Source organism: Achromobacter sp. FW305-C-30-7 (assembly GCF_058783105.1).
The window spans coordinates 260,840-273,032 of sequence record NZ_JBYSYI010000003.1 but is presented as its reverse complement, the minus strand read 5'-3'; the positions used below and the strand labels follow the sequence as shown (position 1 = coordinate 273,032).

The window sequence follows — 12,193 nt, the reverse complement described above, 5'->3', positions numbered from 1 at the left end:
AACCCAAGATGGATTTCAACCTGACTCCGGAACAACTGGATTTTCAAGGCGCCGTGCGACGTTTCGCGCAAGGCGAACTGCGCGCGGGCGCGGTCGAGCGCGCCCATTCCGACGACTACCCTTGGGACGTCGCTCGCAAGATGGCCAGCCAGGGCCTGCTGGGCATCACCATCGCCGAGGCTGACGGCGGGGTGGGCGGTTCGCTGATGGATGCGGTAATCGCCATCGAAACGGTCGCCTCGGTGTGTCCGCGCAGCGCCGACGTGGTGCAGGCGGGCAACTTCGGCGCGATCCGCGTGCTGGCCGAGTACGGCAGCAGCCTGCAGAAGCAAAAGTACCTGAGCGCGCTGCTCGCGGGCGAAGGACTGATCTCGGTGGGCATGACGGAGCCGGATGCCGGCTCGGCGGTGACCGAACTCAAGACCAGCGCCACGCGCGCCGATGGCGGCTGGCGCATCAACGGCACCAAGATCTTCACCACCCACGGTCCGCACGCCAGCGTGATCCTGACCTATGTGCGCTTCGGCCCGGGCACCGGTGGCATCGGCTCGGTGCTGATCGACACCAAGGCGCAAGGCGTCAAGCTGGGCAAGCGCTCGGCATTCATGTCCGGCGAGGAATGGGTGGAAATCTTCTTCGACAACGTGTTTGTCGCCGACGACATGGTGGTGCTGGGAGAGGGCGGTTTCAAGAAGCAGATCGCCGGTTTCAATGTGGAGCGCATCGGCAACACGGCGCGCTCGCTGGCATTGGGCCGCTATGCCTACGAAGAAGCGCGCAACTGGGCCATGCAGCGCAAGCAGTTCGGCCGCCTGCTGTGCGAATTCCAGGGCTTGCAGTGGAAGTTCGCCGACATGCGCATCAAGCTGGACGCAGCCCAGCTGCTGCTGTACCGCGCCGCCAGCGCGGCCGACACCGGCTTTCCTTCGGCCACGGAAACCGCCATCGCCAAGGCCTACTGCAACCAGGTCGGCTTTGACGTCGCCAACGACGCGCTGCAGGTCCTGGGCGGGCTGGGCTACAGCCGCGAATCGCTGGTCGAGTACTGCGTGCGGCGCTGCCGCGGCTGGATGATCGCGGGCGGCTCGATCGAGATCCTGAAGAACCGCATCGCCGAAGGCATCTTCGAGCGCAGCTTCCCGCAACGGCCGCCGCGCTAGGCCCGCTACACCCGCTTGGCCGACCAGTTCCCCCGGCCAGCGGCGCTGCCGCTCATCTGCTTGCCATTGACCGTTCCGGTATAGCGCACGCCGTTGGCGACAAACGAGATCTCGCTGCCGTTCAGGCGCGCCTCCGAGATCGGCGCGCTGCCCAGCTTGCCGGACAGGCGCTGGTAGCGCTGCTCCAGCTGCAAAGGCTGGCCGTCCACTTCCCAGTTGCCCGCCACCTTGGCGGGCACGATCCACAGCAACGCCGTGCAGTAGGTACTGCAATCCTGCCGGATCGTTTCCTCGGCGTCCGGCTCCCAATCGCCCATGCGGAAGGAGTTCGACACGATCCGCGTGCCGGGCGCCAGTTCAAGCAGCCTGGGCCGCAGCTTTTCGTTGATGGTCGACAGGAGGAACATGGTGATGACGTCCGCCCGCGACAGATCGGTGGCGAACAGGTCCGCCGTTACGAAGGTGGCGCGGTCGGCGACGCCGGCGCGCTCCGCGTTGCGGCGCGACAGCTCGACCAGATCCGGGTTGTATTCGATGCCTTGAGCCGTAAGGCCGCGCTGCGCGGCGGTAATGACGGTGCGGCCGTCGCCCGAGCCCAGGTCCATCAGCCGGTCCTTGGGCGTGACTTTCGCCATGTCCAGCATGGTATCGACCAGGGCCTGTGGGGTGGGTACCCAGATGACGTCCTTGCCGTCCTGGCCGACGTCGGGAACATACTCTTTCTGTTCGGCGGACTGCGCCGCCGCGGACGCGCTGTGCGCGGCTGGCGGCACGCAGGCCAAGGCCAGAGCCATCGCCGAGGCGAGCAGGGCGCCGCGCAGCCGCGGCGGGTTTGCCCGGGCGGCGGGCCTGAAGGACGGGATCGCGATTTGCATGATGTAGGCTCCTTGCAGGTAAGGCATGCGGACGGATCGACCTTGCTTGGCGGCCGTCCCGGGAAACAAGGCTAGGCCTGCGGCTGCGCCGGCTCCAGCAGGCGCAGCAAGGGCAGGCCCGCGGCCAGCACTGCCAGGCCGATCAAGGCGCCAGCCCCGGCGTACATGGCGCTGGAGTACACCAGGCCGGCGCAGGTCAGCGCCAGCAGCAGCGGGGGCAGGGGATAGAGCGGCACGCGGAACGGGCGCGGGCGGTCGGGATCGATGCGGCGCAGCCGCCATACCGAGGCCGCGACCAGCAGCATGAAGATCCAGAACACCGGCGCGGTGTAGGCGACCAGGGTCTGCACGCTGTTCTGGCTGAAAGCGCCCAGCGCGATCAGCGCCAGCGTGATCGCCCCCTGGACCAGCAGCGCGGACGTGGGCGTCTGGCCCTGCGCGCTCCAGACCGCCAGCGCCCGCAGGCGCGGCACGTCGCGGCCCAGCGCGCAATACACGCGCGCGCCGGTGATGATGGTGCCGTTGATGGTGCTGAGCGCGGTGGCGCAGATCGTCAGGCTGAGCAAGGCCGCCGCGTACGGACCAGCGGCCAGTTGCATCACGTCGGCGCCCAGGGCCGGCGTGTCGCGCAAGCCTTGCAGGCCGAAGATCTCCAGCAGCGCCAGATTGGTCAACACGTACGCCCCGGTCACGAGCAGCGTGCCGATCAGCAGCACGCGGCTCATGTTGCGGCCGGGATCGCGCAACTCGCCGCTGAGATAGGCGGCCTCGTTCCAGCCGCCATAGGTCAGCAGCACGAACACCATGCCCATGCCCAGCAGGCCCGCGGTGTTGCCCGTCAGCGGCGCCAGTTCGGCATTGGCGCGCGGCGCGCTGTCTCCCGCCGCCGTCAGGCTAGCGACCAGCACCGCAGCCAAAGCCGCCACCGTCAGCGCGGTGAACAGCCATTGCAGGCGTTTCGAGTAGCGAGTGCCCGCCACGTTCAAGGCGGTCAACGCTACTACCGATATGGCGGCGTGCAGCGCCGGGCCATAGGTGCCCAGCGGCGCGAGACGTTGCGCGTAGTCGCCGTAGATGTAGGCCACGACCGCGATGGCGCCGGTCTGGATGACGGAGCAACGCGCCCAGGCGAACATAAGTCCCACACGGCGCCCCCAAGCGCGCGTCAGGTACAGGTACTCGCCGCCCGCGCCGGGATAGGCCGATCCCAGCTCCGCGTAGCAAAGCGCGCCGACCAGCATCACCAGGCCGCCCGCGCACCAGAGCCCGATATAGGCTGCCTCGGAACCGGCGTGCTGTGCCACCAGGGGCGGAAAACCGAATATGCCGATCCCGATCACCACGCCCACCAGCACCATGGTGGCATCCATTACCGACAAGCCGGCTGGCGCGCGCGGCTGGAGCAGCAGGGCCGGATTCGCGGACGAGCGCAGGGTGGGCTGTGTCATCGGAGGCTCTCGGTGGGGCGCGGCGGGCGCGGGAGACGACGGCGTTTCGGGGACGGGGCCTGACAATCACCTGAACAAATTGCGACCGGCAGCGGTGCGTAAAAGTTTCTCCGGGTTTTCCCAGGGAGTGCGTCGATTACGCTAATTCAGCTGGCATTCAGATATTAGATACTACCTAATAAAGAACTCTTAACTCATTGTTTTTGTTATATTTTCAATGCTTTTGAAAGTGCTTTATTTAAAGTAATTTCTTAAGTTCGTGACGATCTCGATATGCCGCGCTTACCGCGCTATGCTGATTGCGCCGGACGCGCGCCACACGAGCCGCCGCCGCAAAGGGAAGGGAGCCAACCGCAATTCAGGAGCAGCGATATGAAGCTATCCATACGCGTGGCAACGGCAGGACTGACGCTTTCCGCGCTGCTGGGCGTGACGCCCGCTGCGCTGGCGCACCATGGCTGGTCTTGGGCCGAAACCGAACAGATGACGCTGCAAGGCACCGTCCAACAGGTGCAGATCGCGCCTCCGCATCCCTGGCTGGACGTGCGCGCCGACGACGGCGTCTGGCGCGTTGAACTGGGCAATCCCACCCAGACCAAGGACGCCGGATTCGTCGAGGGTTCCGCCAAGCCGGGCGATGCCATCATCGCCATCGGCAACCGCGACAGCGAAGCCGGCACCAAACGCATGAAGGCCGTTCAGATCAAGGTGGGCGGCAAGACCTACGACATCTATCCCAGCCGCATCAAGAAGTTCTGAAGCGCGGCTGCGCCCATGCCTGAGCTGCTGCGCCTGGCGCTGGAACAGCTTGAATCGCTGCCGCCGTCGATCTGGCTGCGGCGGTCGGGCACGCTATATCTGCTGGTAAACGCCGCTCACATCGGAGCCATCGGTCTGCTCATCGGCTCCATCGTCCCGCTGGACCTGCGCCTGCTGGGGCTGCTGAAGCCCGGACCGCTGGCCATGCTGGCGCCTGTGCTGGCACGCACGGCGGCCGCGGGCCTGGCGCTGGCTGTGTTGACCGGTGCCATGCTCTTCAGCGTGCGGCCGCTGGAATACCTGGAGAATCCCGCCTTTGGAGTCAAGATGGGTCTCTTGGCCGCAGGCGCGGTCAACGCGCTGCTGGCACGGCGCAGCAAAGCCTGGGAGATGCTCCAGGAGCAGGGCATGGCCTCGGCCGGAATGCGCCTGCGAGCAGGCGCGTCTTTATTTTTGTGGCTGGGTTGCCTGGTCGCGGGGCGCTGGATCGGATTCCTTTGAAAGCTGCCTGAGCCTGCGTCCGCGGCAGGCGCGGTCGCGATTCCGGCGCCCCGAGCTTCAGCGCGTTGCGCTGGTGACGGCCTCGACCGTGATGCGCAGTTGCACTTCGTCGCTCACGCCCGGCGCGAACGCATCCACGCCGAAATCGCTGCGCTTCACGACCGTCATGGCGTCAAAGCCAATGGCCGGGCGTTGCGCCATCGGGTGCATGCCTTGCTTGTTCTGGCGCGCCTGCAGCACCACCGGCTTTTCGATGCCCTTGATGCGCAAGACGCCATTGATGCTGAGCTTGCCGTCGCCATGGTCGGCGACCGAGGTGCTCTTGAACTGGATGTCCGGGTACTTGGCCGCCTGGAAGAATTCCGCGCCTTGCAGCATCTCATCCAGCTTCGGCACGTGGGAAGTCAGACGCGCCACCGGCACGCTCAGATCCACCGCCGACTTTGCCGGCTGGGCGGCGTCGTAGCGGATCACGCCGGTCACGGCGCCGGCATGGGCCGTGGGCTTGGAAAAGCCCAGATGGTCCCAGGTCACCACGATTTCCGTATGTTCCGGATCGATCTGGTAGTCCACGGGCGCGGCATGCGCGGGAAGACTGCCCAAGGTAAGGAGGGATGCGGCCAGGAACGCAGCGTAGGTGTGCTTCATTTGATTCTCTTGATGTTCGGCGCCCGGAGAAGTCCGGGCGCTCATTCCGTCGTCTGCTGGCTTAAACCGAGCTGACAAAGACGGCACGAAAGAAGGATAGGAAATGATGCAATATCGCGGTAGCCGCAAGGAACTGGCCGCAGCGTTCCATTTTTGATGGCAATCAAACTTTGGTGGCAATCAAACCCGTTGCTTGGAGCATCGACGCGCCCCGCAGGCCGTGCTGGCCGGACATCGCATGCCGGCCAGTCCCCGCGGGTTCATTGCATGGGCGTCAGGCGGCGGCCTGCGCTTCGGCCAGCGCTCGCTGCACGGCCGGCCGGGCGGCGACCCGGGCCAGATAGGCCGTCAGCTTGGGAAACTGCGTCAGGTCCACGCCGTCGCCCTCCAGCCAGCTGCCTATGGTGTACAGATAGCCGTCGACCACGCTATAGCGCTCGCCTGCCGCCCAGGGGCCGGCGATTTGCGATTCGAGATAGGCGGCGCAGGCCGTCATGGATTGCGGCACCTTGGCCTGCATGGCGGCATGCGCGGCCGGATCGTCCGCCCAGCGCGCACCGCGGCGCTTGTGCGCGTGCGCCACGTGCGCGGTGGACGCCAGATAGCTGGCCAATTCCTGCATGCGCGCGAATGCGAACGGATCGTCGACCGGCGCCAGCTGCGCGTCCGGAAAGCTCTGCGCCACGAAGGCGAGCAGGGCGGGGGTTTCGGTCAGCACGCCATGTTCGGTCGCCAGCGCCGGCACGCGGCCCTTGGGATTGACGCGCAGGTACTCGGGGCTTTGCTGCTGCAGGGCGCCCATATCAAGCTTGACCAGATCGAAATCAGCGCCTGCTTCGTGCAGCGCGATATGCGTAGCCAGCGCACAGGTGCCGGGGGCGGAATAAAAAGTCCAACGGGACATCTGCATCCTCTTTGTTCAATGGTTGAAAAGCCGGGTCGCCACAACAAGCTGCCCGCGACAGGGTAGCCCGATCACTTGGCGATTCCAATAAAGACGGCCAGACAGCGCTCGACTTCCAGCAGCGTTGCAGCCTCGATGCGGCCGAAAGCAGGGCCAAGCTTGTCCCGCCTCACGGTCAGCGCCTTGTCGACCATGATTTGAGATAGCTGTTGCAAACCGTTCTGAGCAGTCGGCCTTGCGTTGACCCGCAGCAAGGGAGCCTCGACCAGACTGCTGGTCACCGGCAGGACGGTGATGCTTCCATGTTCGCTGAACAGGTCAGCCTGAATGACCAGGGCCGGACGCGGTTTGCCAAAATCGCCTTGCGCCACGACTGTCACCAGTTCGCCGCGCATCAGGGCTCCCAGCCTTCCAGCTCGGACATCGCCTGATGCATCAGGCGATGCGTTGCGTGATCTGCCGCATCGGCCTCGGTCGCCAGGCGCGATTGCCTCAGGCATTCCTCGGCGAAATCCGGCCGTCGGGTATCAGGCACCCAGATCTGGACCGGACGCAAGCCGGCCATGCGCAGCGCGGTGCGATGCTTGTTGACGCGGGCGTTCACACTGGATGTCACCATGGCAGCCTCCCTGTTGCATGTAACAGAGTACACGGGGAAGTCGTTACATACAACGGGTATCCCGGTTGCCGCCACGAGCCGCGTTTCGTCAATCAAGCATGTCATAGCCACGTTGGCCGTCCGTATGGATAGAACCGCTCACGATATCTGATCTACATCATGTCGCAATCCGAATTGACCGCAAGACCCGATGCATCCGCGGCATCTGCTCCGCCCTGCGTGATAGCATCTGCGCCGATAAGGAATCCCTGATGCACGCATCTTCCTATGCCCGTAGACGTTGGGTCGCGCTGGTCGCGATGGCCCTGTTCGTCTTTCAGGCGCTGATCGCGTCCTCCGCGCTGGCGGCCTCCGGCATGGGAACGGCCAAGGCGGGAGTCACCACCATCGTCTGCACCGCCAGCGGCCCGCGCGTGGTCACGCTGGATGTCGATGGGCAGGGGCAGGGCGCACAGCAGCACAGCGGCGCCTTGCCGCATTGCTGCAGCGCAGGCTGCGCCATGCTCAGCGGGGCCACGCCTCCCGAAATTCTCCTGCTCGCCTGGTTCCTGCCGGCGGCGGCGCCCGCCGTCCATCCTCCGGCCGCGGAACCGCAATTCTCCAGCGCTTTAGCCCGGCTGCCACAGCGGTCGCGAGCGCCGCCTCAGTCCGCCTGACCTCCTTCCCTGACGTTATCGACAGGCCATCCGCTCAGCCCGCAAGCCTGCGGGCCTGAACGGCTGCGCCAGCATCGCCGGCACGCACCGGACCACGGGTCCCGCGCGCCGCGGGGAGGGGCGTCCACGTGCCATCGATGCGCGCCTCAGACGTGCGACTGCGGGCCTTCACCCCTGAAGGCGCGGGTTGCCGTCAGTCCGCGCCCGCTACAGAACTTTCCCGATCGATAGAAACCTGACATGACCAAGAAAGAGGAATTCCTGCGTATGAGTTGCCTGGCCGCCGCCCTGGCCGCCTCATTCCCCGCCTGGCCCCAAGCCGCCGAGACGAACAACATCTACACCACCGATCCCGTGGTCATTACGGGCGTGGAACCCAGCGCGCCGTTGACCTTCACCACGGATCCCAAGATCCCGCGCCAGCCGCTGCCGGCCAGCGACGGGACTGACTACCTGAAGACGATTCCCGGCTTCTCGGCCATCCGCAATGGCGGCACCAATGGCGATCCCGTGTTGCGCGGCATGTTCGGCTCGCGCCTGAATCTGCTGACCAACGGCACCGCCATGCCGGGCGCCTGCCCGGCGCGCATGGACGCGCCCAGCTCCTATATCTCGCCCGAGAACTTCGACCAGCTTACGGTCATCAAGGGACCGCAGACCGTGCTGTGGGGACCGGGCGCGTCGGCCGGCACGGTCAAGTTCGACCGCGACACGCCGCGATTCACGGCCGCCGGCGTGCGATTCGACGGCAGCCTGACGGGCGGCTCGTTCGGCCGCAACGACCAGGCCGCCGATCTGACCGTGGGCAACGACAAGGTCTACACGCGCATCACGGCCAACCATTCCCACTCCCAGGACTACAAGGACGGCGACGGCAACACCGTGCCTTCGCGCTGGGACAAGTGGAACGCCGACCTGACCCTGGGCTTCACGCCCGACGCCGACACGCTGTACGAACTGACTGCTGGCACGGGCGACGGCGAAGCGCGCTACGCCGGGCGCGGCATGGATGGCTCCCAATTCAAGCGCGAGAGCTTCGGCCTGCGCTTCGAGAAGCGCAACCTGGGTCCGGTGCTGAGCAAGGTCGAAGCACAGCTGTACTACAACTACGCCGACCACGTGATGGACAACTACACGCTGCGCGCGCCGGACCCCATGAGCGCGATGCCCATGGCCATGGCGGCCGACGTGGACCGCGCGACCTGGGGCGGCCGCTACGCCGGCACCTGGGAACTATCGCAGGATGTCAGCCTGGTCACGGGCCTGGATTTCCAGCAGAGCCGCCACCGCTCCCGCAACGGCACCGACACCGTGCCGTACAGCAGCCAGAGCTGGATCAAGGACGCGGACTTTTCCAACACCGGACTGTTCGGCGAGCTGACCTGGCGCGCCGCGCCGGACAGCCGCGTCATCGGCGGCGCGCGGATCGACTGGGCCTCGGCCAAGGATTTCCGCCAGGACAACGGGTCGATGATGATGCCCATGCCCAATCCCACGGCGGATGAACGCCGCAACGACACGCTGCCCAGCGGCTTCTTGCGCTACGAAAAGGATCTGGCCTCGCTGCCGGCCACGCTCTATGTCGGCCTGGGCCACGTGGAGCGCTTCCCGGACTATTGGGAGCTGTTTTCCCCGGACCGCGGCCCGACGGGTTCCGTCAACGCTTTCCAGGGCGTGAAACCCGAGAAGACCACCCAGCTGGACTTTGGCGCGCAATACAAGACAGAAACGCTGGACGCCTGGTTCTCGGGCTACGCCGGCTACGTCAACGACTACATCCTGTTCAGCTACACCTCGGGCGGCATGATGGGTCCGACGTCGCAGGCCACGAACGTCAACGCGCGCATCGCGGGCGGCGAGCTGGGCGTCTCGTACAAGCCGGCGCCATCATGGAAGCTGGGCGCCACGCTGGCGTATGCCTGGGGCCAGAACCGCAGCGACGGCAGCGCGCTGCCGCAGATGCCGCCGCTGGAGGCCAAGCTCAGCGCCGCCTACGACGACGGTACGTGGTCCGCCGGCGCGTTGTGGCGCGTCGTGGCCGCGCAGCGCCGCTACGCCTTGAACCAAGGCAATGTCGTGGGCAAGGACTTCGGCCCCAGCGCGGGCTTCGGCGTGTTTTCCATCAACGGCGGCTATACGGTCAACAAGCAGGTTCGCCTGTCGCTGGGCGTCGACAACCTGTTCAACAAGACCTACAGCGAGCACCTGAACCTGGCCGGCAACGCCGGCTTCGGCTATGCCGCCAACACCGCGGTAAACGAACCGGGCCGCACGGTCTGGGCGCGCTTGAGCTTCAAGTACTGACGCACCCAGTCCGGCAGGCGCAATCAGGACGCGCGCGGAGCCGTCAACAACCCGACGATACCGCGCACGTCCCGTTCGCCCTCCAGCCCGCGCAGCCTGCGCGCCAGTTCCCGCGTCTGCGCGGCAGGCAAGGGCGGCTGCGCGGAGGCGCAGCAGGCTTCGAACTTCGCATCCTGTTCGGCCACGCCCAATGGGCGTTCCGGACTGCCGGGAAAGGCCGGCATGTCGACCGTGAATTCGCGGCCGTCGTTGAGCCGCAATTCGACCTGCTGGGGGCACATGGCGTTGGGGTCGGGATTGCCATCATCCACCACCAGAATGCGGGCGGCCAGTTCGAAAGTCCTGGCTTCGGCCAGCGCGGGCGGATCGAAATCGGGGATGCCGACCCGGCCGCGCAGCATGGCCGTGGCCATGGCATAACCCATGCACAGCCTGGCGGTGGCGGAATCCATGCCTGGATGGGCCGGGCGTCCGACCAGGCGCACGATCAATGAAGACGCGCGAACCGTGATCTGGTCCACGTCCTCGGGCCGCAGCGCATGGGCGCGCATCAGGTCCAGCACGGCGCCGATGCCGCTGTGCGTGGCGCGGCCGGTCGGATACGGTTTGTGGCTCATGCGGGTGATCTGGAACACCTGGCCTACGTCCCCGCGGACCGCGTCCCAGTCGGCCTGGCCAGCGTCGTAGAGCGCGAAGTAGCCGTAGGGGCCTTCCAGGATGTCGCGCGGCCCGGGGAAGCCCGCGCGCGCCAGTTCGAACGATGTGACGGCGGCCCTGGCGTTCAGGCCGACCTGCAGGCCGACTGCGGGAGAGCCTTCGATATGCGCCTGCATGGTGCCGGAGAGATGGCTGTATGCCAGCCCCAGCGCGTCGCGCGTGGCGGTTTCGTCCAGTCCCGCCAGCTTGCACAGCGTGGCCGTGGCGCCCAGGCCGCCGCACATGGCGGGCCGGAAGAAGCGCATGGGCGCGCGCTGGGCCAGCGCGACGTAGATGGCGAAGTCCAATCCGGCCGCGACCGCCGTGATCAGTTGACGACCATCGATGCCGCCTTCGCGCTCGGCGTAGCCCAGCGCCGCGGGCACGATGCAGGCAAACGCATGCACCACGGCGCGGTCGTGAATCGCGTCGAATTCCTGGTTGAAGACCTGATAGGCGTTCAGCATGACCGCGCTGGCCAGCGGCAACCGCTCGCCGCTGCCCCAGACGGTGGCCTCCGCGCCCTGGCCCAAAGCCCGGGCCGCCTGCCGCAGCGATGCCATGCGGGGATGGCGCGAGCCGGAAAGCCCGACGCCGACCGCATCGAGAATGAAGGTCTGGGCCGCCGACACCGCCGCCGCCGGCAGGTCCTGGTAGCGGGTGCGCAGCAAGTGCGCGACCAAGGTATCGATAGCGTTCATGCGGCGGCTCCGGCGGATTTGGCGGGAACCTGGCTGGCGTACCAGTCATACATTGCGGCGCCGGTGACAAAGGTCGTCATCGGATGCCGCTGCAACAGGTCCAGCATGGCCAGCAGATCGGCGTAGCGGTGCGGCACGCCCATCAGATGCGGATGCAATCCCAGCGTAAGGACGCGCGGACAACCCGCGGCTTGGGCCTCTTGGGCATACAGGTCCAGCGTCCGTTCCAGGCGCCGGCTGAATTCCCCGGTGGCATGCTTTTCCACCGCGTGGATGACGGAATCGTTCAGCTCCAGCGCGTAGGGCAGCGCCAGCAGCGGCCTCCCGGCGGTCTGCATCCAGTTGGGCAGATCGTCCAGGCACCAGTCGAACAGGTAGTCGATGCCGGCCTGGGCCAGGAGATCCGGCGTGTCCAGCGTTTCGCGCAGGCCGGGCGAGAGCCAGCCGCGCGGACGGCTGCCGCTGAAACGCTCGATCCGGTCCAGCGCCGCCGCGATGGTGCGGGCCTGGCCGTCGCCGTCCTCTTGCGACAGCGCCCGCTGGTGGATGCCGTGGCCGATGAATTCCCAGCCGGCCTCCAGCAGCGCCTGCGCCGCCTCGGGATAGGCATCGATGACCGAAGCATTCAGGCTGGCCGAGGCCGGCAGGCCGCGGCCGCGTATGGCGTCGATGATCCGGGGCAGCCCGCAGCGCAGGCCGTATTCGGCCCAGCTGTAGTTGGGCACGTCCGGCACCGTCTCGCGTCCATGCGGCGCGGTAAGCAAGGTACGGGGCATGGGCTGGTCGAACGGCCAGTGCTCCACATTGACCACCAGGTGCACCAGGATGGGCCGGCCGTCCAGCGCCGCCAAGGGGGGGCGCTGGCTGGAAAGCATGAAAGGAATGCGTGGGTTGTTCATGGCATCTTGCTCATGGTTCAGAG

General features: G+C 66.5%; 13 protein-coding genes. 5 read left to right on the top strand and 8 right to left on the bottom strand.

Translation table 11 applies throughout. The features are described from left to right. The first annotated feature begins 8 nt into the window (after window positions 1-8). The gene (locus tag AC3WOB_RS11950) at window positions 9-1,160 is read left to right on the top strand and encodes an acyl-CoA dehydrogenase family protein (RefSeq protein ID WP_013393815.1); all 1,152 of its coding nucleotides are present in this window, start codon (window positions 9-11) and stop codon (window positions 1,158-1,160) included. A 5-nt stretch (window positions 1,161-1,165) separates the two neighbouring features. On the opposite strand, the gene AC3WOB_RS11945 is transcribed toward AC3WOB_RS11950, so the two are convergent. Together AC3WOB_RS11945 and AC3WOB_RS11940 are read right to left on the bottom strand one after the other, a co-directional pair. Further along, the gene (locus tag AC3WOB_RS11945; protein ID WP_492275137.1) at window positions 1,166-2,035 is read right to left on the bottom strand and encodes an SAM-dependent methyltransferase; all 870 of its coding nucleotides are present in this window, start codon (window positions 2,033-2,035) and stop codon (window positions 1,166-1,168) included. A gap of 71 nt (window positions 2,036-2,106) precedes the next feature. Next, window positions 2,107-3,405: an APC family permease gene (locus tag AC3WOB_RS11940; protein WP_492275348.1), complete on the bottom strand. Its 1,299-nt coding sequence runs from the start codon at window positions 3,403-3,405 to the stop codon at window positions 2,107-2,109. Window positions 3,406-3,855: 450 nt separating this feature from the next. Between AC3WOB_RS11940 and AC3WOB_RS11935 the strand changes: the two genes are divergently transcribed. Together AC3WOB_RS11935 and AC3WOB_RS11930 are read left to right on the top strand one after the other, a co-directional pair. Then, the gene (locus tag AC3WOB_RS11935) at window positions 3,856-4,242 is read left to right on the top strand and encodes a DUF6152 family protein (protein ID WP_492275136.1); all 387 of its coding nucleotides are present in this window, start codon (window positions 3,856-3,858) and stop codon (window positions 4,240-4,242) included. Window positions 4,243-4,257: 15 nt separating this feature from the next. Continuing rightward, on the top strand, window positions 4,258-4,743 hold the full coding sequence (locus AC3WOB_RS11930; RefSeq protein ID WP_492275135.1) for a DUF6644 family protein: 486 nt from the start codon (window positions 4,258-4,260) through the stop codon (window positions 4,741-4,743). 57 nt (window positions 4,744-4,800) lie between these two features. On the opposite strand, the gene AC3WOB_RS11925 is transcribed toward AC3WOB_RS11930, so the two are convergent. From AC3WOB_RS11925 to AC3WOB_RS11910, 4 genes are all read right to left on the bottom strand, one after another. Further along, the gene (locus tag AC3WOB_RS11925) at window positions 4,801-5,391 is read right to left on the bottom strand and encodes a YceI family protein (protein WP_492275134.1); all 591 of its coding nucleotides are present in this window, start codon (window positions 5,389-5,391) and stop codon (window positions 4,801-4,803) included. A gap of 274 nt (window positions 5,392-5,665) precedes the next feature. Next, entirely contained in the window at window positions 5,666-6,295 is a 630-nt protein-coding gene (locus tag AC3WOB_RS11920; protein ID WP_492275133.1) for a glutathione S-transferase family protein, read from the bottom strand. 71 nt (window positions 6,296-6,366) lie between these two features. Further along, entirely contained in the window at window positions 6,367-6,690 is a 324-nt protein-coding gene (locus AC3WOB_RS11915) for a type II toxin-antitoxin system PemK/MazF family toxin (RefSeq protein WP_013393808.1), read from the bottom strand. Next, a complete protein-coding gene (locus AC3WOB_RS11910; protein WP_013393807.1) occupies window positions 6,690-6,914 on the bottom strand; it encodes an antitoxin MazE family protein in 225 nt (74 codons plus the stop codon). The genes AC3WOB_RS11915 and AC3WOB_RS11910 overlap by 1 nt, the downstream gene beginning before the upstream one ends. 251 nt (window positions 6,915-7,165) lie before the next feature. On the opposite strand from AC3WOB_RS11910, the gene AC3WOB_RS11905 reads away from it, so the two are divergent. Both AC3WOB_RS11905 and AC3WOB_RS11900 read left to right on the top strand, forming a co-directional pair. After that, window positions 7,166-7,570: a DUF2946 family protein gene (locus tag AC3WOB_RS11905; protein ID WP_492275132.1), complete on the top strand. Its 405-nt coding sequence runs from the start codon at window positions 7,166-7,168 to the stop codon at window positions 7,568-7,570. A 240-nt stretch (window positions 7,571-7,810) separates the two neighbouring features. Then, window positions 7,811-9,874 (top strand): TonB-dependent copper receptor, encoded by a 2,064-nt coding sequence (locus AC3WOB_RS11900; RefSeq protein ID WP_492275131.1) that lies wholly within the window; start codon window positions 7,811-7,813, stop codon window positions 9,872-9,874. 23 nt (window positions 9,875-9,897) lie between these two features. Here AC3WOB_RS11900 and AC3WOB_RS11895 read toward each other — a convergent pair whose 3' ends face one another. Next, window positions 9,898-11,271: an MmgE/PrpD family protein gene (locus AC3WOB_RS11895; protein ID WP_492275130.1), complete on the bottom strand. Its 1,374-nt coding sequence runs from the start codon at window positions 11,269-11,271 to the stop codon at window positions 9,898-9,900. Further along, on the bottom strand, window positions 11,268-12,170 hold the full coding sequence (locus tag AC3WOB_RS11890; protein ID WP_492275129.1) for a polysaccharide deacetylase family protein: 903 nt from the start codon (window positions 12,168-12,170) through the stop codon (window positions 11,268-11,270). The genes AC3WOB_RS11895 and AC3WOB_RS11890 overlap by 4 nt, the downstream gene beginning before the upstream one ends. Window positions 12,171-12,193: the final 23 nt, after the last annotated feature.